Below are 21,664 nucleotides of genomic sequence, written 5' to 3' on the forward strand. Positions count from 1 at the left end.
AAAAGTCAATGGAGACTTATTTTCATTAAAAAAATGCAATATCATTAGCCTGATAGAGTATCCTATGGAAAAGTATCTCTAGGCTTTCTTGCATCTTTTTTCTTTTACTCCACCGACATTTTGCCATATACGGTTGCTACTATGCTTTCAGCGTATCGTCCAATTCTCATACTTATTTCAGCACGCATGTAGTCTCTAGTTATTGTAAAGCTTTCTTCATATTCACGACAGATATATCGGTAACGAACCATAAGATCATCTTTTTCATCTTCAAAAACGCGGATACTTTTTTCTAATAAGCATCTTTTTACTTTGGATAAATCAGTATGAATGTTTTTCGCAAGAGCATGGGCCACTCTTGAATAAAGTAATTTTAAAGTTTCGGATGAGTTTTCAACTTCTCGTGCCTTTTTTATTATAATTGAATGCATAATGGGTAATAAAATAGAATCTCTCATCAGCTCTATTTCTTCTGTTGTTGGGCGACTTGGGCCAATTGGTTTATCGTTACGTCTGTTTTGCACTGCTTCTTTATGCTGCGGTAGCATCATCCTGCTAGATTCCCAAAGACCATTGTTCTCAAGTTTTTTGCTCATTTGTAGTGCCCTCCGATTTTCATCGACCTATCCGTTGCTTGCCCGGCCGTGGTAAGCGAGGAAGCCCGTACTATTGCGGCACTGCCATATCGGTCTTTAATACGATCAGTAACTTTCTCCAATGCTCTAGATTTTATCTGATCCTCGAAAAGTGTAAGCTGGTAATCTTGATCATCTACCAACTGGCTTAATGTTACGCCAGCGCGACGTACAGGCATTCTGTCCCAAAACTTATAAAACAGTACTTTAACTGCTTGGAATACGGTATTTGTATTGTTGGTAGGATCAGGCATCTTCATTTGGCGTGAGAATCCAGTGGGTGCTTCGTAGGGACTGCACATGCAACTGACCGTGACTACGGAGCCCATATATCCTTTTCGCCGGCTGTCGCGGCAAACTTCTTCTGTGAGTTCCAGTAGGATTGTATCTACTTCTGATCTTTCACTATAGTCTCTTGGCAAAGTCATCATATGGCCGACTGATTTTGGAGGTGTATCGAATGTTCCAGGTGTAACTGGGCTATTATCTAAACCATTTGCAGTTCGCCACATCACCTCTGCATGAATATCCGATTGCTTACCGAAGCGAGCGCGAAATTTTTCTTTGAGACGTGGTAGCGGTGTTCTGGCAATATCGCCGATTGTATGCATTCCAAGGCGGGCAAAATGCGCTGTCATACGTGATCCGACCCCGAACATTTTATTGACTGGCTGAGGCCACAGCAAAGTTTCGACTTCTGACTCGGGCAGAGTAAAAATACCACTTTCGTTTTTCTTTGCCCAAATATCAGTTGCAATTTTAGCTAGTATTTTATTTGAACTTATACCAACTCTTACCCATATGCCTGTTTGAATTAGAACCTTTTGCTGAATTGACTTTGCAATTGTAATGGGATCACCAAAAATTGGAATGCTTGATGAGATATCCAAGAACTGCTCATCCACGCTGAAAATTTCAACAAGGTCCGTAAATTCTTCGTAAATCTTTGTAATCATGAGCGAAACATCGATATAGTGTTGCATGCGGGGACGCATAACAATTAGATCGGGGCACTTTTTAAGGGCTTTACCAAGCCGTTCGGCTGTAGTTACCCCATAACTTTTTGCAATTGGACAAGCGGCTAATATTATTCCAGACCTACGTGCGGGGTCTCCAGCAACAGCAACAGGTTTATTTTTACATCCTGGGTGATCTGCTTTTTCAACGCTGGCATAAAAACTCTGGCAGTCCGCTAGAAATATAATCTTTTCACGTACTCCGCTCAACGCAATCCCCCCCGCATATTCATAAGCATTGTCATTAGCTCTGCTTTTACCAAACTTCTCAACATTGTAAAGTAATGGATATAACCACGAACTTTGTATTCAATATTAATACCTAAAGCATTTGTTTCTGTATTTAGTACTTTAATATCCCGTTTCTTCATCTTGTTCTTAATGTTGTGTAGTTCGGGATAAATCGAGTGTTCCACTTCCTTAAGGTAAAAAATGATATGATTGTACACAATTTTATCATTGTAGGTTTTTAATTCATCAATATCTCTTACTAACATATCCAGCAAAATGGGCAGTAACGTATATTCCTTGATGATTTGAATATCCTCTTCTGTCTCGACTCTTGGATTTATACTCATAACAACACCTCGTATGCGAACGTGTATTCGTATTACATATTATATACCGAACACGTATTCGTTATGCAAGTGAATTTTTTGGAATTATGAGTATTATGATTTCAATAATGTTTAATAAGTGTTACTAATAATTTTGTTCTGTTTTACACAAGCGGCAACAGGGAAAATATTGTAAAATATATCTGAGTGAACTAGAGAGATTGGTGGGAAGATGTTTTGAAATTTAAGAGAAATAAAAATGCAGGGATTATAGCGAATATAGCTTCTCAGAGTAGCAGTCAAAATGAAAAGAATGAAGGCTTACATATCGTACGTGAAGTTAATAATGAGGCAGCTATTATTTTCGTACATGGACTTGGAGGACATCCCTATCGTACATGGACAAAAAAGAATTGTGATTCCTTACCTCATCTTCTAGTAAAAGATGAGTCTTATAATCGCTTCGACTTGTTCACGTTTGGTTATAAAACTGGGTTTGTATTTAAAAGACATCATTTCAAGCAAATTTCTGATCTTTTGTATACAGAAATAAAGGCTCGACTTAACCATAAAGAAATTTATTTTATTACTCATAGTATGGGGGGCGTTGTGGTTCAAAGAATGCTCATTGAGCAGGTGGAACGAAGCAATGATAGTTTTATTCAACGAATTCGTGGAATAGTCTATTTAGCTGTTCCTTTCGCTGGATCTACTATAGCGTCCATTGCTTCAAAGGCTTATGCCATCATACCGCCAATTATTGGTGAATATACAATCTCTGTGCAAGTGAGGTCGTTGAAGATACTCAGTGAAGAACTTGCTGAACAAAGTGTGAAGTGGTTCCGTTATACCAGTAATCAGCTTTCTCAAGTACGGCAAAAGAACATTTATGGGCAATCTGACAGGACTGTTGCAACAGCATCTTCAAACGCAGCTTACATTTCAGATACGGACGTAGTGGAGGAGAATCATCGTAGTATCTGTAAAATCGATTCTGGGAACACAGTGTACCGATTATTAATCGATTATTTTAAGCGCAAGTCAAATGAACGGGTAAACGTTGCAGAAACCCAGTTAGATAATTACCTGCAATGGTTGAAAGCTAAAACGAACACCTTCATCGTACCAGGTATACAAATTCCTCTTCCAATTGAGGATGCTTGGGCTGGATTGCAGGTGTTAGAGCACCCGAGCGATACACCAAGTAACTCATTGGAAACAGCCCTTGTTCACTATCATGAATGGGAAAGACTATCTCGTAATACGAATACATGGAGCGCTCAAGATGTGACAGAGCTTGGGAAACGCTTAGTTCTAATAGGAGGTCCCGGTTCCGGAAAAAGTACGTTAGCTCGCCGTACTGCCCATCGTTTGGCAAATCTCCGTCAAAAAACAGTATACGTACGGCTCTCAAACGTATGTAAAGAGATGGTTCAAGGAAAATCCTTTGAGGAATCATTATGGTCGGTTGCAACTGATGGCTATGCCGGAGATAAGAATTTATTAAAACCGTTGTTGGCTGAACCCGATGCACTTATTGCTGATGGATTAGATGAATGTGAGCCACATCGCAGAATGATTAGTGCCGCATTACATGAATGGACACTCGGAAGACTCAGTACAAGAGTTGTATTAACTACTCGACCGATTGGATATGAATCTACACAATTCCACACATATCATCATGCTGAGATTGTGCCGCTAAATAATGACGAAATTCATCGGTATGCCAAAAAATTGATTAGTATACTAATTAAGGTTGAGAAGGACGGGCAAGATGTATATGCTAGTTTTAAACGGCAGATGGAATCAAATAGAACAGTGAAAGTAGCAGCTAGAAGTCCGCTGTTACTCAACTTTTTAATCCAATTAGCTATATTAGGGAAACCCTTTGGCACATATCGGGCGGAACTGTACGATAAAATTTTAGAAGAGTGGATAAGAGAAAGTGAGAGGGGTGAGCAATTGGGGCTAAATCCTCAAATTGCCATTCGATCTTTGGAGTATATTGGTTGGTTGCTTCAAAAGGCAAACGAGAATGGGATCGGTAGGTCTGAAAAAGAATTATTGCTCAAAATAACTTCTTTTCTGGAAGATGAGTTGCAATTAAAACGTTTAGAAGCACAGGGAATTGCTTCACGTTGCTTGAAATACTGGGTTGAAAAGGGTGTTTTGGAACATCTGCGCATTGGATATGAGGATGCATATACCTTTATTCATTTGACTTTTGGAGAGTTTACTGCTGCACGATATCTCTCCTCATTAGAAGACAGTGTCAAAAAGCAAACAGTTATAGAGACACACCGCTTATCATCGTGGCGTGAAACAATACTATTAGCTGGTGGTCTAGGCTCCGCTGGTCTAATCGTGGAGACCCTTTTGGCAGTGAGTACAGACCCAGAAGGGATATTCAATGATATAGTTCTAGCGGCCGCGGTATTGGGCGAAACTAGATCATTGCCAGATAGTAACAAGAAGGTAACGGAGCGATTGATCGATAGAATAAGCTCTCCATTTCCGGTATTGTGTTATGAAGCTGTAGAAGCATTAAAAGGGATAGCATGCCAGGAAGGCGAGTGGTTTATTTCCTTCATAGAGCCCCTCTTAACACACCAGCAAGAATGGACAAGATTGGCTGGTCATAGGTTGGCGCTTGCGGCGGGAATGCATGTTTATGATGCAAACAGTTTTTTGGAATGGATTTCGAATCCACCTCAAGAAAAAAGAATAAAGCTGCTTGAAGTTCCAACTGGCTGGTTGACTTGGAATGAAACAATTGTATTGGGTATAAGACAACTACTAGAAAGTCAAGTCGGTGACGATAAATTGCAACTAATAACTGAAGCCTTGGTCGCAGCGAAGCTAAGTATGAGATCACTGCGAGAAGTTATTGTGATATTTAAGGAATATAACCGTCAAGATTTGGTAAGTAAAATTAACGAAAAATTTTCAAGTAAAATGCCAAAGATAGATTTTGGTAAGATGGATGTCGCTATTATTAATGGTGAGCTTGCTATAATAAGGGCTGCGATAAAAGGGATTGAACAACCGCAAGGAACTGTGGCACGAAATGAAAATGGATCACTTATCCAGATAAGTACCCTCTACCATGGAATGCAGCTCGGGGAGTGTACATTAGGTGATTTACAACCAGTTGTTGAAGGGATCGATTCCAAAGCTGTTGAAACGGTAGTTAAAGGCATTATGGCAGCTTTTGAGGTTCAGGAGGACGAACTTTATTCAGAAGCATTAAGAGTTTTCGAAAAATCTGATGATCGGATGTTGCTGTCTAGTCTTCCCGATGTTTTTATAGACGAGCCTAATTGGGAACGGGCTGCAGCCTCTGGATTGGACAAAGAATCTTTAGTACGTGCGCTTAGTCATCCATCGCATGCTATCGCTTATAATGCAACAAGGCTATTGGCTGCAGGAGTTGGTGGCGAGGAAGTTAAACCACTTGTCAGAGAAATGTTATTAAAAGGGAGTGGTGCGATATTAAATTATGCAGCTGCTGTGGCTATTTTGCTTTTAGAAGAAGAGGTCCTAGACATGTTGCTACATCGATTGGAAGACGAACATTCTGAGGGGTTCCGATATTTATACGATCTACTAAGCAAGGTCCCCGGTGTAGAAAAAACTGATCGTCTTCATCAAGTATTAGTGAGTGGGATCGGTGATTCACATCCGTTGGTGGTGAAAGCTGCAGCCAAGGCTATCATCGATTTAGAGACAAAAATTGGTGAGGATGTTGTTAGGGAAGCTGTAGTTTATTGGAATGAGAAAGGAGTTCTTTGTGATACTCATGGTATACATGTAAAAGGCTCATCTTGCCCCGAATGTCATACTGTCCCTGAGAGCCCTCTTCCCGAATTACTGTCTTTATTAATAAACTTTAAAAGTATCACATTTGATGAAGCATTGTATTACTCCAACCATGATCGTTCGGATGTACGGGAAATTGGGTTGAGAGGCCTATCGTACTGTTTATCCTTTGACCTTGACCACTTATATTCAACAGTCATTGATATTCATGAAGGGAGATTATCCTGGCATCTGCTTGACGCGGTCTTCAACGTAGAGCATCTAGGGGGACTAGAAATCAAGAAGCAACTGTATTCTCTAATTGAAAGTGAAAACCCGGAAGTCAGAAGAAGATTGGTACAAGAAGTGACGGAAACTCGATGGTTCAATGAGGATGAAGCCAAAACTCTCTTAGGCATTGCTTTAAGAGATATAGAACCAGATGTGCGCAATCAAGCAGTTGTAGCATATCGGAACTTAAAGAGCGTCTTTAATTGTTAATGCTCGTTAACTAACGTCTAAGAACCTGAACTGAAATTCCACAGTTCAGGTTCTTAGACGTTTATTGTATTATTTTTGATTTCCAGACCGACCTTCAGATATCACTACTTGCACTAATTTTTTGATTAGACTTAATTCTTGATCTGAGCATGGTTTGAGTAGAACGTGTATTGAATCCAATAACTTTGAGTTCTCATACTGTGAATCCGTAAAGTTATAACCATTGAACAAATCACTGGGATCTAGCTTGAGAGTCTCGATAATCCTCTCTAAAGTTTCCAAGGAGATGTTCTTTTCACCACGTTCGATACCACCAATGTATGGCTGAGGAAGTTGAACAAGCTCGCCCAGTTGCTCTTGTGTAAGTCCTCTGTTTTTCCGAAAGTTTCTAATTCGAATCCCTACGTGCTTTGAGAGTTTGTACAATCTGACTCACCTCTTGTTCAAGAGTAGGTTAGCCAGGGGTTAAATTACAGACACTTATAACATATATAACCATTTGATTTTATATCTTATAAGATCTATTATTTTTATATACTATATATTGAGAGGATACAACAGCATGAGTACTTTGCCACAGCAGTATGTTATTGAAAATGTTCTCCAATGCAAAATGCGAGGTAAGGTCGCATATCAGAGTTATTTCCCTGCCTCTGTTGGAGTAAATTTGATCTTTGTAAAGCCATATGATCATCCCTCTGGAAAAGGGTATCAACGTCCTGTTGATGCAAAAAGATGTGCGGATTTTGCATATTACTTATCTAAGGGCGAAGATGCTCTTTTTACTCCTATATTATTGAATGCTGGAGCTAATTGGGAATTCGTTTGTTATGATAAACACCGGCCATCATACGGTAGATTGCTGTGTAAAGGAAGAGCTTCGCTGATGGATGGCCAACATCGTGTTGGTGGAATAGAAAAATATGTGCGTGAAACGAATTCTGATATAAATATTCCGTTTCTTGCCTTTCATAGTTTAGACGAGGACGAGGAAATCAAACTATTCGATACCATAAACACGAAGGCAAAGGGGATAGGAACTTCTCTGAGTAAATTTCTCCGCCGCGATTCTGATGATATCAGTTGGATGGCAACAGAGATGATGACAAGAAGAGAAAGTCCTTTTAATTTGATAGGAAGTATTATTGGGAAACGAACAAAAGGAAGACATGTAACGCTCCAGAACCTATATAGAACGTTAACCTATTTAATGAAAAATGAATTTATTAACAACCTGCCTAAAGAAGAAAAACTATCGGTAGCTCTTACTTACTATAATACTCTACGTGATAAATTTCTTTTTGAATGGAAAGATTACAAGGGGTACCGAGTAACTCATATTGTATGTATTGATGCTTTATCAATTGCCGGGAGCCATGTGATAGCCTCTTCTTTAAGGGAAAATAAAAAGCAGGTAGATCTGTCAGCAATCATAAAATATGTTAATAAATTATCTGTCGAATGGTCGACGGACGGTCCGCTAAAATACGTAAAAGGTTTAAGTGGTTCGAAGAAATTAGCTGAAGAATTGAAGGATCAAATGATGAATTGATTATATATTAAATATAGTAAATAGGTTCGTACTAGTATTCAATTTAACATGAATACTAGTGTGTTATAAGAGCTCTGGCTAATAGCCTAGAGCTCTACAGATTTTAATTTTCAATTCTCCGAGATCTAATTAAATGTTCTCTAAGGTAATATGCTAAAGAGGAAGAAGTTTCAATGATTGCATCTAGCAGAACCCAACAAGCCTGTTGTAATTCTCTTGAAGGGGAGCATTTTGTTGGCGATGATTATGAGAATGATTTTTTAACACCACAGAGAATGGGAATGAAGTCAATCTTCTTTGATAAATATGACACTCAGAGAGCAGGAACTGAACGAGTATCCAACTTCAATGAATTGAAGACAGCTTTATTAATATAAATGATATACGATCAACACCATTTAACTAACGCGTAACGTTAGTTCAGATACTAATAAGTGAGGCTGCCGCGAAATTGGTCGGGTAGCCTCATTAAGCTATTGGGCAGTTTAGTTATAATTGTTCTCTACAGGCGATGATTGATAAAATTAGCTATTATTACTCTATGGGAATCGCCCCCAATAATTACGAAGGAGTCAATGATGAGAGCTAATGCCCAATTCATTTCGAAACAAAGGCCTTTTACAATCGTCTGTAAGGATGTCATTTTAAGAGATTTTATAACTGCTGATTTAGATGCATTTCATTCCTTAACCTGGCAGCCTGAAATACATGAATATTTGCCGGGTTGGAACGTAGCGAAAGAACAGAGGAAGAATTGGTTTATAAATTATGAAATTCCAGAAAATGAACAATTTTTAAATGCTGTATCGCAAGGTAGTATCATTGGTGATCTTCGACTTCGTTTGGGAATCGTACTTAAAAATACGGGAGAGTTTATTGGTTGGTGCTGTACTGGAATCAAAGACGAACTGCCAGCTCCAAACCGGGAGATTATGTTTGCAATCTCCAAGGACTATAGAGGCCAAAGTTACACCACACAAGCTACTCAAGGGTTAATCAAGTTTTTATTTAAGTATACAGACGTTGAGGAGCTTAGTGCCATTGCTCTCTTACGTAACACACCATCAAATCGTGTAATACAGAAGAGTGGATTTAGTTTTAAAAGTACAGTCGACATCGAAAACGAGAAATATTATTATTATAAAATTACCAAGAGTACGTGGGAAAGTATGACATAGTACATTAAGCTATCGAGGAACTATAGTTCAGGAGCTTGCTTGTTGGCAGGCTTCTTTTTAATTTTGTTGAAGTAACGTGCAGGATTCTAGAAAATGAATAACATTTCGTGAAACCCATATTATGGTATAATCGACAATGAAGCTGCGAAAACCAGAAGAACTCACGCCTTCAGCTTCACCTTTATGGAACGGATATTTCTATATATTAGGATCTACAAAGCAGTAGTTTATTTGAAGAATAGATCACACCGCTAATGGATAATAACGTTAGTTGAACGATCCAGAGGGAGCAGTTCTGCCGTGGCAGCTGCTCCCTCTTCGCATTAAAGTAACGGGCAGGATAATGTGGTAAAATGTGGTGGAAAATACTTGAGGAGGATTAGATGCCTTTATGAATGTCAGGCATGTACTTGAATCCGACTATATACCAGTAATTTCTGTAATAAATGACTGGTGGGGCGGTCGGCATATGGTTGATATGTTGCCAAAACTTTTTTTTCAACATTTTCAAGACACAAGTTTTGTGGCTGAAAAAGACGGTCTAATCATTGGTTTCTTAGTTGGTTTTGTCTCACAAACATTTCCGACCGTAGCATATGTTCACTTTATTGGGACTCACCCAGATTGCAGGAAAGATGGAGTTGCAAAAAATCTGTACCAGATGTTCTTCAAGAAAGCCCGAGAGAAGGGATGTAAAGTAGTTCGTTGTGTCACATCACCAGTAAACAAAACATCGATAGCTTTTCATACACGTATGGGATTCCTGATTGAAGAAGCAACTGGTGAAGTTGATGGTGTACCAGTTACAGTTAACTATGATGGGATAGGACAAGATCGAGTTTTGTTTGTAAAAGAATTGCGATAGTTTTTTTTGCTAAACTCCCATGGAAGAAAGAAATAACTTCAATAATCTGTGGTACCGCATGAGTGGCATGTGTGGCTAACGGGCACGATAGTTTAACCAAAACAGGGAGCAGACCGCCACGGCACTGCTCCATGAACGTATTCTTCTGCATATGCTTTTTACTTTAGAAGTAATACTGCCGTGTCTCAGGTAGTTGATGAAAAATCTTCTGTCTAAGCAAAAAATCCGCCGCACATCAACGACGGTTTTGCTCGAATAACAACACTAATTAACTGCTGGATCAATATTAACAGAAGCAGGGAATAAAAATGTAACCGTAGCATCCGGTGAAAAAGTAGCCGTAAGGACACCATAGTTCTTTACTAATACTGCAACTGTCGATGATATCGAAGGTCCTGCTCCACTAATAAGAGTTGTATCGATTAACCGCATCACATTAGGTGGATCTAGGCTATTAATGGTAATGGCCGATGTGTTGGGTCCTGTAGATCGATATAGACCTTTGAACGTATAATCCGCTGAGTTTGCATTAGGAAGGTTGTTAATGTTAATGACTTCCGTATCCGACTCCACCTCATCCGCATATAATTTGATCCTCCCTGTACTAGAGGTATTTAGCGCGTTGTTTGATGTGCGAATGAAGTCAATATCAGCGATAAAACTTGCATCATTAGCAAGTAGAATACCAGTTCCCGTATTAAGTCCGGCCCCGTTTTCGAGTTGTCCTCCCTTTACCCTTAAGGTACCTGCAGTTACAACTATGGCTGCTGTACCGGCAAGGGTTACGCCGCCAGGAGTAAAAATACTATCGAAGTAAATGTCTGAGGTGGCCGTAGAATTATATTGAATACATACACCACCGACTCTAAAATCTTTGATATGTGCTTCGAGATTCGCCGAATCCTGAACAGAAATGCCTGTATAATCCGTGCCACCCTGAAGAAGGTTACCAACGATTCGAGTGATGACGTTCCCGCTTAGCAAAATGATATTTTGATCTAAACTAGGCTGGAAGACAGAGATCTCGTCAAAAGTAAGTGCTACATTGCCTGAACTCGCTTCTAAAGCACGTGTGCCCAATTGAATTTTATCAATGTTGCCATAGAAATTGCCTCCGGAGACCATAATTCCTATAGAAGAAGGCGTAAAAGTGTTGAACATGAGTCCTCCTTCTATGTCAAGATTGCCATTCACTAGTCGTATCATCTGCGCTGGAAAGAAGGCATCCATTCGATTGAATCTAATGTTTGCAGTACCTGCTTCTTGAAGTATTAAGCTGGATCCTGTAAATATAGGATCTGTGTTTATATTGCTGGAGAGTTCATCTACATAACAACGGAGGTTTGGATTGCCACCGCCAGAAGAGAGATGGATACAATTCCCAAAAGCTGATATCACATTAACATTCGCATCGACTTGACCATCCGTGATTAGCAAGGCTGTATTTAAACCGTTACCACGATCGAATGTGCTGATACGTTCTCCAATCATGTTTAAATTTCCGCCGGTCCCAACTGTAATAAGCCCATTTACCGATCCAGATATTTCCTGGAAATTCAGGAATAGAACACTGTTGTTTTCAACACGTACGGATGGAATGGTTAACCCGTTTGTGGTCATCTGCATCACAGTCACCTTGTGACTACCTCCGGCTACGTTGATATTTCCTGCCTCGCTAGAAATGAGATCCACCTGTAATCTCATTTGCCCATTTTGAAGATCGATGGCCGGGTTCACCGTCTGGAAGGAATTCATTGTTTTGACATGGATAACTGCCTCACCGTTCTGCATAAGAATACATCGATCTTGACTAAATATTCTATCGAAATCACCCGTGAATTGCGTATTCCCATTAATAACGAGTGCCGGAGCTGCTGAATTAATCACGACCAATATATAAGAAAATAAACTAGTATTACCGGCTTGGATCGAGACCCCTTGGGAATTGCCTACCAGAGCAATGGAGTAACAAATAAAGGTTCCTGTAAATGTCGGAGTGACATCTATAATTAAACCAGAGTTGGACTGTATGTTGCGTGTTCGCATTGTGATAGCTGTTGTCTGGGTTGCGGCACTGTTGGACACAACAATAGCCCTGCCTCCACTATTAATCATGGTTACTTCAAGACCAATACTAATCGTTTCTGTCCCCGTAAAAAGGATGAGGTCATCTGTACCGGTGATATCATTCGATATTTCAAAAGCTTTCAAAAACAGCACACCACTAGCAATCACAACCGCAGAGCCTCCGATGAAGTTGTTCGTGATACTCTCCCTAACATTAATGGTATAATTCCCGCCACCTAGGAGACTGATCGTGTTACCAACCGTATCACTCATTGATTCACATTCAAAGTGGACCGTGCTGGCTCCTGTACTCTGAAGAATGGAACTACCTGCAGCTGTTGCTCCATTAGTCAGAAACTGTCCCTCACCAAGCACATCAAAAGCGATAACTGCCCCCAGATCATCAAAAAGGTTTCCGACTGCTATCACTATGGCTCCCTTTTCAAATACCCAGTCGATCCCGTCTTTAGCCAAGTTCGTCTCCGTATATACTCCGGGACGTACAATAATTGTCGTGCCCGAAGGGACACTAGCCACAGCTGCAGCGGCCGTCTGCCAAGGTTTTGTCTCGTCGTCAAGCATGGCGGTTGCATTGTTACCATACACAGGATCGACAAATGCCGTCTGATTCACAAGTAACTGAGTAGGACCCGTAGGGCCGATTACACCTTGAGGTCCGGTTGGGCCTTGAATGCCCTGAGGTCCATCTAGACCTGGAGGACCGGTAACACCTTGTTGCCCGGCTGGGCCTTGAATGCCTTGAGGTCCATCTAGACCTGGAGGACCGATAACACCTTGTTGCCCGGTTGGACCTTGTATTCCTTGAGGTCCAATTATACCAGGGGATCCTGCTAAACCTCGCGGCCCGACTGGCCCTGCCGGTCCAGTTACACCTTGCGGACCTTGAGGTCCCGCAATTCCTCTACGTCCCTTCCGACCGCGGGGTCCAGGAACACAGTGTACTTTTCTCAAAAACTGACGGATTGTTCTACGAATGAAGGGCTTTAATTCTTCCTCACACGTTTTGCAATTAGATGGGCTAGTGGCTATTTTCTTTTTTACAGAAATATACTTTTTCTTTTTTAATGAAGAAGATTCAGTGTTCATCTTTTTAATCTCTTCCAAAACGTACACTCCTCCTCCAATGCGGATGTGTATATCCTATGATGACGAGGAGATTTGCGGAAAGGCTTATACCTATTGATCTGTTGCCATAATAATTTGTAATTGAGTTCCATCATGAGGGGGAAGTACCAATCGATTTCGAAAAATAAGCGCATCATTGCGCTAACGAAGAACGAGAGTTCAATCACTTCGGCGAATCAATCGGATTATTACTAATGAATGTGTATGAGAATTATTACACTTTCTCAATTTATCTGAGTTATAATTTTTCGGCTCGGATTGGAGGCTAATAATGTCTGTTAGTTTGTTTAGAATGATTCAAGAGGATGATTCATTTGAACTAGGTTTTGAAATACCAATATCTCGCGAAGAATTCTTTACAAAGTTTTGGCAACCAGCTATTGAGGAGCTCAAAATAACTCGATTTCAGAATGGAATAGAATTAAGAAAAGACCAGTTAGAATCTACACTTTTAGAGCTAAAAAATTTAAGAATTTGGGCACAATCAAATCTTAAAAATAATGATTTGGAATATATGGTCACTAGGATTGATTTGCTTTTAAAAGAATTGCCATTGGCTTTTAAAACAGAAGATACCATTTTATGGATCGGATAGCTTCATACTTATGTGAAAAACCTTGTTTGGCTCGTATTAATTAAGGTTTATTCTATAAAAATTGAATAAGTTCAGTAACCCATTCACAATGATCCATTGAACTAACGAGGAACTGATAGTTAAATTAGTCAAAAAGTAAAAACCGCGTTCCTAATTGGGCGCGGTTTATTTTTTATTGGGGATGTATTCGAGAATATCGGATAAGGAGTAGCTATTTCCAATATGAGTATATCTTTTGAAAATAACGAAGGGGTAAATCGGTTCCTTCTGTCCTGCCGTTAAATCAAATATCGTTGGAATTTTAATTTTATAGTCCACTGAAACAATATTGCCTTGAAAGCCAATATGCCATTCTCTTTTAAATGATTAGTAACTTAAGAAATAATTACTCACCCAAATTGAAGCAGAGTTTTCTCAATTGTTCAATGATGCTTTTAAGCTCATTCTCTTTCTTCAAAAACTGAAGCATGGCAAGGATTAGTACAGATCTAGGCTGATCTCGCTCAACTTCCTCCTGGAGTATAACGAGCGCTTCATGTAGTCCTGTTCTGTGATAATTTGTTATAGCCAATTCTTTTAGGGTAGAGAAAAGAAGTTCGAACAGCTTACGTCTTTGTTCAACTACAGAAACAGAGTTACCCTTACAAGCTGATTCCACATAATTATCCATCATCGTATTTTGTAAAATTGCTTTTGGCTTCTTATTCAGGACGCCGTCAACGACCTCCTCCAAGAGATCCACAATAAATACAGAAACATCTTTTATATTTAACGGCCTGTTATCAAAAATAATTAAGAAAAGATACTCTTTAACGATCCCATTATAAATCGATACAAGGTCCCATATATTAAGTTCTATTTCTTTACCAAACCTACGAGTCAAGGCATCTCTATTCATATTAAAAATATTTGCTCGTTGACTAAGCAGAATAGAGGCAATTTTCCCTTCACTAGCTTGCATTTCAAAAGTGTTCTTCACTATAAAATTATTCTCAATAAAAAAATAAAATTGACATTCGGTTTCACGAATGAAAATCTCTCTTAAGGTAAGTGTCGGGTCCGATCTAATCTCTTCCATTTTTTCGAAAAGGCTATTCTGCTTTGAGTGATGCACTTCTACGAATAAATCCTCTTTAGAAGGGAAAAATTTGTATAGCGACCCTTTTGCGATTTTGCAATCATCTGCGATATCCTGAATCGATGTAGCAAGATAGCCTTTTTCCGAAAAAAAACGTTCAGCGGAATCCATGATGTTTTGTTTGACTATACTCAATCTACTTCCTCTTTTCAAAAAAAAATTGACATTCTTCAAAAACTAGATAAAATTAAGCACATGATGACCGATCGGTTTTTCCGGAAAACTATTGGTCATATGTATATGATGTATGCTTAAACATCAAGCCACAGAAGAGAGGAACATTCATATGTCTGCACAATCAGCTGAGAAATTAGCATCTTCACCAGAGTTTTCGCTCAAAACCATTATCGCTCCACTTCTTGCCGTTATGATTGGTATGATTATGGTTCTTCTAGATACTACGATTATGAATGTTGCTATCCCAAGTTTACAAAAATATTTTAACAGTTCATTAAAAACAATTCAATGGACCATTACCGGTTATACTCTTGCGCTAGCTACGATTATCCCTTTAGCTGGCTGGATGACAGATAAATTTGGAGCCAAACGAATATTCCTCATTACGATTACCTTGTTTACTATTGGTTCAGTCCTTTGTGCCTTAGCCCAAACTACTGAACAGCTCGTAATATTCCGCATAATACAAGGCCTTGGTGGTGGAATGGTAGCTCCCATCGGTATGGCAATGTCTTTTAGGATGGCCCCCCCCGATAAAAGAGGAGCCGTTATGGGGATGCTTGGTTTACCTATGCTAATTGCCCCTGCTACAGGTCCTTTATTATCTGGATGGTTAATTGGAATAGCATCTTGGCATTGGATTTTCCTAATCAATTTACCTATTGGAATCGCTGCCGTGATTGTAGGTCTTAAATTTCTGCCCAATCAGCAGCGTGGTAAAGCGCCTGCCCTCGATATTCTAGGAATAATTCTTGCCCCGATCGCCTTTTCCATGCTGACTTATGGTATGAGTGAGGGGGGAAGGGGCTGGAGTTCCACTGGCGCATTAACGGGATTGATTGTTGGGGGTGTCGCACTTCTTCTATTCATTTTCGTGGAGCTGCGTCATAAGCAACCATTGCTGGAGTTGCGTGCATTTAAATCACCAGATTTTACTCTCGGTATTATTATAAACTGGGCTTTGCAAGCCTCCATGATCGGGACTATTCTCTTGAATCCCTTATTCCAGCAAGGAGTATTAGGTCGAACACCCCTCGTAAGTGCGGCAATCTCCCTCCCCATTTCTTTGGGAGGTCTACTATTTACGCCATTCGCGGGGAAAATATCAGATAAAATTGGCGCTCGACCTCTTGTGTTTAGCGGTTTGAGCCTTATGTCCATTGCTTTATTCTTGCTTTCGGGGGTAAACCTCAATACCGGAGTAATTACTTTAATGATTCCACTTTTTATGGTGGGATGTGGGATGGCCTTATCAATGATGCCCTTAAATGCGCATATTTTAAAGTCTGCTCCGCGTGAACTGGTAAGCCGAGTAACACCATTAAACTCAGCTTCTTTACAGGTTGTGAATTCATTTGCCATAGCTGCTTTAACGGGACACTTATCTTCGCGAATAGGAAAGCGTATGGTGGAAGCTGGTGAACACGCCCAAAATTTAAAGATCTCTGCCTTAGCTTTTGGTGACACGTTCTTAATTATAGCCTGCATTGCCACGGGTGGTGCGATTTTAAGCTTAATTCTTCGTAAGCCTCGCATCAAATAAGGAGAAGAATTGGCGGCAGCATAAGGAATGAGCGATTAATTATAATAAATTTTGAAATTTTGATCATAATTAAAGTGAATTTTACCAATGAGAGGGGTTTATTTAGTATGAACGCAGCTATTTTAGTGATTGGAGCAACAGGAACAACAGGCAAAGAATTGGTGAAACTTCTGGCGAAGAACGGCCAAAAAACGCGTGTTACCGTTCGTTCGACAAGCAACACAAGTGAACTGCAAGCATTGGGAGTCGAATTGGTTCAAGCTGATCTAACCGATGTCGACTCACTGGTAAATGCCATGAACGGCCTCCAAAAAGTATATTTTGCAACACCTCTTGTTCCGAATATGGTGGAACTTTCTTCTTCGATTATTCGTGCAGCTAAAAAAGCCGGTGTGAAGCATCTAGTGAAGTTATCGGGCGGCGGGGCTGAAATGGATACAATGGCCAAGTGGCATAGGGCAGTCGAAAAAGAAATGGAGCAGTCCGGCATGGCTTATACGTTCTTGCAGTCAAATACTTTTATGCAAAATTTTGTTAAATTCAACTCTCATACCATTCGTGCTCAGGGAGCCTTCTATGAGCCGCATGGCGACGGAAAATCGGCTTACATTGATGCCCGCGATATAGCCCAGGTTGCCCATCGGGTTTTAACGGAAGAAGGCCATGAGAACAAAGCATATTACTTGTCGGGGCCAGAAGCACTTTCCAGCGCCGAAATTGCGGATATTCTTTCTTCAGTAACCGGAAAATCAATTAAGTACGTAGATGCACCGGTTGAAGCTGCTCGCGCTGGTATGCAAAAAGCAGGCATGCCTGCTGAAATCGTCGAAGCTTTGTTAGAACATTATCAAATGATGAAGTTAGGATACACTGCAAAAGTTTCCAGTACGGTAGAAGAAATAACCGGACAAAAAGCAACCTCTTTTGAGACTTTTGCTCGAGCAAATAAGGATGCATTTATCGGTTAATATATGGCGAAAAATTTTTAAATAAGAGTGATGAAGATGTGATATCCACGGACGGTTCCGGTAGATTGAGGAGAAGGCCAAGGATATTCTTAATACACGTGAATTGTTGCCATTAGATTGTAAAGCGCGGCCGGCGTTCGTTTATACACCAGTCCAACATTGTTCATGTTGGACTGGTTTTCTTATTCGGATTGTATCATCGCTGATTTTTTCTGTAAGATTTTGCTTCGAATTAAATAAAGGATGAAAAGTAACGGGATATATGCATAAATAAAATAAAACCCAATCTCAACAACATTTCTTCCTAACCAGTCAATCTTAACGCGATCGTTAAATGGAAGAGAAGCCAGGAAGACTGCAATGAGGATAAGTGTTAGTGACAATGTGGGTTTAAGATTCGTAACTCTTTTTAATATTCTTGTACAGCTCCAAATCGAGAGACAAAGCACGGGGATAATAATTATTAGCCAGATACATATGAAAATAAATTCAACCCTTGCAATAAGCGAAAATTCAATCACTTTTATCATGACCAAGGTTGGCCAGTAGGTATGCCTTAATAGTCCCTGACTAAAATATATGAGCGTTACAAACGTTAGTATGAAATACTTGAGTGTACAAAAAAATAAACCGAGATGAGCCCATTTTACATTTTTCTCGGGGGCTTTTATAAATGGAAAATATATGAGTAAGCCTTCGAATCCCATAAACATAATGCCTGAGTATTTTGAAGACGTGAGCAGATCTTTTATAGAATGATTAAACATAGGCAATACATTAATAAAATGTCCATATTTGATATTGAAGTACAATAACAATGGTAGCAGCGAGCCGAAAATGACCCCAAAAAAACAATAGCCGACTAATACTCGAAATCCTCCGGAAACGGCGTAATAAATGATAAAGACGAGCAAGGATGCCAATAACCATGTTCTAAGGTTGGGAAACATCCAAATTTGGATGATTTCGATATAGCTGCGAAAGACTGTTAAAGCTATTATAAAATAGTACCCGATCATAACAAAGGAAAAGACACTCCCTAGGAATTTTCCAAAAAGGATGCGATGTAAGTCGATTACATCTTTGGATGGATTACCAAGCATTTTAAATATCATCCAAATTATGACATGAAGGCTTATCCCCATTAACAGAACCGGGATCCAAGCATCGTTGCCTGCAAATTCAAAAATAAAATGTTGAAAACTTAACATACCAACCCCGACCATAGAAGCATGGATGAGGAAAAATACAAAGAAACCGGAGACCAAGTAGTTTTCCTTTACCACGTTCTGCACTAATGCCCAACTCCCAAAGATAATATTTTTACTCTGTCACAACATCAAATTTTAGTTTTGGGTAAATTTGAGCAGTAAATTTTTGCTCATTCCAATTTCTTTGACGAGCTCTATGAAGATTGCCTATTCCAATTGGATCTACATGATTCTTTTGGAAATCTTCCAGCATGGCTTTAATTTCCACTGTTAAGTTATTTTCGATTTCTTTCTTCAAATTAAGCATATCGTTGTTGTTTTCAAAAGCATTTAAGGTTGCAGGATATTTTCCAAGGTAAATATTGAGATGAAGTGAAATTAAGGCTTTTTCATTTTCTACGATCATTTTATGTTTCGCGTAAATAATTTTATATGAAATTTGCTCGTTTTGGTCATTTTTGAAGGTGTATGTGCTTGATTGAATATCGACTTTATCGTCTTTAAGGAGCTTAATGAGTAAGCCTTTTTTATCTGTGAGCAAAAGTTTTAATTTATCACCATGAAAAACACCTACACCATTTATTTGCAAAACATCATCGGGGCTTTTAACCAGAACGGGCAAAAAAACATCTTGTCCTTCTCCAAAGTATTGGTCAAGAAATATATGGCCATTTGTGGAAGGTGTATTCCCGTTCTCCATATTTTGTTTAATCAGATTAGATAAATAGACGGGTGGATATTTTAAAGTTTCTGCTAAGATATCACTAGCCTGATTTGTTGTTAAAACAAGTGTAGAGAGATTACTAATAAGAGGATCTCGAACAATGGAGCCGGCAAGCTCTGAAATGCCTCTTCTTGCCGTTTTTTCACTAATTACAAATGTCCGCAATTGACCGATTGCAATCTGGTGATCCGATTGCGAAGTGAAAGATGTAAGTACCTCATTAAACGATTTGGCTTCTCCATTAAGCAAAAACAATTTCGCTTTCTTTTCAAATGCAGAATAGGAGGCACTCACTCTAAATGTTTCCCCTTGCAAGTCTAATCCAATGGTTTTTATGAGCTTAACTCGATCTATAATTTGTTCTTTTGCGCATCCCGATAAAAGGAAGCAAAAGAAAAGGAGGGAGAAATATCTTTTCATTGACTCTAGTTCCCTTACTTAGTAATTTATTCGTTATTGTAATCGTGACTAATATCCTTCGGTTTGCTTACCTTATATCTTTTCAACGAGAGTGGTCGTAAATAACGAGGTCGATTAAAAGTAAGTGTGAGGGAGGAGCGAATAATACTATCTGTGAATTCATGGAAACGAAATGGGAACAAGGGAACAAAATAGGGAGTACCCAACGATTTCAATCTCAATAAATGGCCTAAAATAAGCACAATTCCAATCATTATGCCTAGCCCCCCCCCATGCTGCCGCTAAGACTATCAATGGAAACCTTAGAAAGCGGATGGTATTCGCCATTTTGAAAATAGGTGTAGCAAACGAGGAAAGAGCAGAAAAAGAAACAATGATAATTAATATATTACTCGTAAGAGAGGCTTGTACGGCTGCTTCTCCGAGTACGATACCGCCTACAATCCCCAACGTTTGTCCGACTTTGTTCGGCAATCTGGCGCCAGCTTCACGTAATAGTTCCACGGTGAATTCTAAGAGCAATACTTCAAGAAACGGCGCAAATGGAACGTTTGCTCTAGATTCTATAATCGGTCCTAGAAGAGATTGTGGTATGACCGAATAATGAAAGGTTAACACTGCAACATAGGAGGGAGACGCAAGAATAGAGAAGGCAACTCCCAAGTACCTAATACATCGAAAGAAAGAAGACAAAATCCATGGCAGGTAGTAATCTTCGGGTGAGGCAAAAAAATCAAACACAGTGGTAGGTCCGGAAATGAAATAAGGTGACCCACTGCTTAATATGACCACTTGGCCGTTAATAAGATTAAATTTCGCCCTGTCTACGCGTTCCGAGGACATAAATAAAGGGAAAGGTGAGTTTGCGTTATCCGTTATGATTTGGTCAAGAATAGAACTATCAAATAACACGTCGTCATCGGCATCTACTATTCTTTGTCTTACCGTGTTTATGTGCTGGGGGTTGCAAATTCCGTCCATATAGACAATCGTTACTCTTGTTTGTGAAACTGAACCTACGATGTGCTCCTCAAATCGTAAACTGTCAGAAATAATCTCTTTTCGAAGTAAATTTAAGTTGGTATCGAGATCTTCCACAAAGCCAACTTTCGGACCAATGACGCTGTATTCGTTATCCGCTTCATTATTACTCCGATACCCGCGTTTTAAATCCGCAATATTGATTAGTAGCCCTTCATGTAAATCAGGTTCCAACTGAACATAAATAAACCCTTTAAGCAAACCTTGTGAGATCTCGTCCATATCTGAAGATAACTTGATATTCTCTATCGGAATCAAATTTTGTAACGAAAGAAGATTATCAATTTCAGTTCTCGAAATTTGAATTCGGTGCAATATTTCGTTGTGAATAAGATTTTGGTCAACAATGGCTTTGCAATATGTAAAGTGAATTCGTTTATTATGAAAAGCATGCACTGTTTGTACTAAATCATTCGATTTGATCGTATCTTTCAAAACCGTATATATATTTTCTGGAATTGGGAACACCCCACAGTTAAAATATACACTTTATTATGAGCCTAGATATAAATTGCTATACCCGCTAAAT

Annotated in this window: 18 protein-coding genes; 8 read left to right on the top strand and 10 right to left on the bottom strand. The window is 39.4% G+C overall.

The features are described 5' to 3' along the window. Positions 1 to 104 precede the first annotated feature (104 nt). Genes NYR53_RS15280 through NYR53_RS15290 form a run of 3 tightly spaced genes read right to left on the bottom strand, consistent with a single transcriptional unit; the run spans position 105 to position 2,229 of the window. A complete protein-coding gene (locus NYR53_RS15280; protein ID WP_261305937.1) occupies positions 105 to 596 on the bottom strand; it encodes a YhjD family protein in 492 nt (163 codons plus the stop codon). Next, positions 593 to 1,861, bottom strand: a complete 1,269-nt coding sequence (locus NYR53_RS15285) for a DNA polymerase IV (RefSeq protein ID WP_261305938.1) — start codon at positions 1,859 to 1,861, stop codon at positions 593 to 595. The genes NYR53_RS15280 and NYR53_RS15285 overlap by 4 nt, the downstream gene beginning before the upstream one ends. Further along, positions 1,858 to 2,229 carry a YhjD family protein gene (locus NYR53_RS15290; RefSeq protein ID WP_261305939.1) on the bottom strand — a complete coding sequence of 124 codons (372 nt, stop codon included), beginning with the start codon at positions 2,227 to 2,229 and terminating at the stop codon, positions 1,858 to 1,860. The genes NYR53_RS15285 and NYR53_RS15290 overlap by 4 nt, the downstream gene beginning before the upstream one ends. 216 nt (positions 2,230 to 2,445) lie before the next feature. Here NYR53_RS15290 and NYR53_RS15295 point away from each other — a divergent pair, with 216 nt between their 5' ends. Next, the gene (locus tag NYR53_RS15295; protein ID WP_261305940.1) at positions 2,446 to 6,510 is read left to right on the top strand and encodes an alpha/beta fold hydrolase; all 4,065 of its coding nucleotides are present in this window, start codon (positions 2,446 to 2,448) and stop codon (positions 6,508 to 6,510) included. Between the two features lie 69 nt (positions 6,511 to 6,579). Here NYR53_RS15295 and NYR53_RS34445 read toward each other — a convergent pair whose 3' ends face one another. Beyond that, positions 6,580 to 6,936, bottom strand: a complete 357-nt coding sequence (locus NYR53_RS34445; protein WP_367618647.1) for a helix-turn-helix domain-containing protein — start codon at positions 6,934 to 6,936, stop codon at positions 6,580 to 6,582. A 136-nt stretch (positions 6,937 to 7,072) separates the two neighbouring features. On the opposite strand from NYR53_RS34445, the gene NYR53_RS15300 reads away from it, so the two are divergent. The 4 genes from NYR53_RS15300 (at position 7,073) to NYR53_RS15315 (ending at position 10,105) form a co-directional block, all read left to right on the top strand. After that, positions 7,073 to 8,062 (top strand): DGQHR domain-containing protein, encoded by a 990-nt coding sequence (locus NYR53_RS15300; protein WP_261305941.1) that lies wholly within the window; start codon positions 7,073 to 7,075, stop codon positions 8,060 to 8,062. 173 nt (positions 8,063 to 8,235) lie between these two features. Further along, positions 8,236 to 8,439 (top strand): HAD family hydrolase, encoded by a 204-nt coding sequence (locus NYR53_RS15305; RefSeq protein WP_261305942.1) that lies wholly within the window; start codon positions 8,236 to 8,238, stop codon positions 8,437 to 8,439. Positions 8,440 to 8,637: 198 nt separating this feature from the next. Next, a complete protein-coding gene (locus NYR53_RS15310) occupies positions 8,638 to 9,240 on the top strand; it encodes a GNAT family N-acetyltransferase (RefSeq protein ID WP_367618648.1) in 603 nt (200 codons plus the stop codon). Positions 9,241 to 9,631: 391 nt separating this feature from the next. Then, the gene (locus tag NYR53_RS15315) at positions 9,632 to 10,105 is read left to right on the top strand and encodes a GNAT family N-acetyltransferase (protein WP_261305943.1); all 474 of its coding nucleotides are present in this window, start codon (positions 9,632 to 9,634) and stop codon (positions 10,103 to 10,105) included. A gap of 264 nt (positions 10,106 to 10,369) precedes the next feature. Here the strand turns inward: NYR53_RS15315 and NYR53_RS15320 are convergent, their stop codons facing one another. Next, the gene (locus NYR53_RS15320) at positions 10,370 to 13,297 is read right to left on the bottom strand and encodes a collagen-like domain-containing protein (protein ID WP_261305944.1); all 2,928 of its coding nucleotides are present in this window, start codon (positions 13,295 to 13,297) and stop codon (positions 10,370 to 10,372) included. Positions 13,298 to 13,589: 292 nt separating this feature from the next. Between NYR53_RS15320 and NYR53_RS15325 the strand changes: the two genes are divergently transcribed. Further along, positions 13,590 to 13,913, top strand: coding sequence for a hypothetical protein (locus NYR53_RS15325; protein WP_261305945.1), 324 nt, complete (start codon positions 13,590 to 13,592; stop codon positions 13,911 to 13,913). Positions 13,914 to 14,298: 385 nt separating this feature from the next. Here the strand turns inward: NYR53_RS15325 and NYR53_RS15330 are convergent, their stop codons facing one another. Then, positions 14,299 to 15,186: a TetR/AcrR family transcriptional regulator gene (locus tag NYR53_RS15330; protein ID WP_261305946.1), complete on the bottom strand. Its 888-nt coding sequence runs from the start codon at positions 15,184 to 15,186 to the stop codon at positions 14,299 to 14,301. 112 nt (positions 15,187 to 15,298) lie between these two features. Here NYR53_RS15330 and NYR53_RS15335 point away from each other — a divergent pair, with 112 nt between their 5' ends. Together NYR53_RS15335 and NYR53_RS15340 are read left to right on the top strand one after the other, a co-directional pair. After that, positions 15,299 to 16,771, top strand: a complete 1,473-nt coding sequence (locus NYR53_RS15335) for a DHA2 family efflux MFS transporter permease subunit (protein WP_367618649.1) — start codon at positions 15,299 to 15,301, stop codon at positions 16,769 to 16,771. A gap of 107 nt (positions 16,772 to 16,878) precedes the next feature. After that, positions 16,879 to 17,739 (top strand): SDR family oxidoreductase, encoded by an 861-nt coding sequence (locus NYR53_RS15340; protein ID WP_261305947.1) that lies wholly within the window; start codon positions 16,879 to 16,881, stop codon positions 17,737 to 17,739. A 182-nt stretch (positions 17,740 to 17,921) separates the two neighbouring features. On the opposite strand, the gene NYR53_RS15345 is transcribed toward NYR53_RS15340, so the two are convergent. The 4 genes from NYR53_RS15345 to NYR53_RS15360 are packed head-to-tail and all read right to left on the bottom strand — an operon-like array spanning position 17,922 to position 21,603. Then, positions 17,922 to 19,034, bottom strand: a complete 1,113-nt coding sequence (locus NYR53_RS15345) for a GerAB/ArcD/ProY family transporter (protein WP_261305948.1) — start codon at positions 19,032 to 19,034, stop codon at positions 17,922 to 17,924. Positions 19,035 to 19,062: 28 nt separating this feature from the next. Then, positions 19,063 to 20,094 (bottom strand): Ger(x)C family spore germination protein, encoded by a 1,032-nt coding sequence (locus tag NYR53_RS15350; RefSeq protein ID WP_261305949.1) that lies wholly within the window; start codon positions 20,092 to 20,094, stop codon positions 19,063 to 19,065. 26 nt (positions 20,095 to 20,120) lie between these two features. Further along, positions 20,121 to 20,348 (bottom strand): spore germination protein, encoded by a 228-nt coding sequence (locus NYR53_RS15355; RefSeq protein WP_261305950.1) that lies wholly within the window; start codon positions 20,346 to 20,348, stop codon positions 20,121 to 20,123. Then, complete coding sequence (locus NYR53_RS15360) at positions 20,254 to 21,603, bottom strand: spore germination protein (protein WP_367618650.1); 1,350 nt, start codon at positions 21,601 to 21,603, stop codon at positions 20,254 to 20,256. The genes NYR53_RS15355 and NYR53_RS15360 overlap by 95 nt, the downstream gene beginning before the upstream one ends. Positions 21,604 to 21,664 lie beyond the last annotated feature (61 nt).

Origin of the sequence: Paenibacillus andongensis (assembly GCF_025369935.1) — a bacterium.
Lineage (GTDB): Bacteria > Bacillota > Bacilli > Paenibacillales > NBRC-103111 > Paenibacillus_E > Paenibacillus_E andongensis.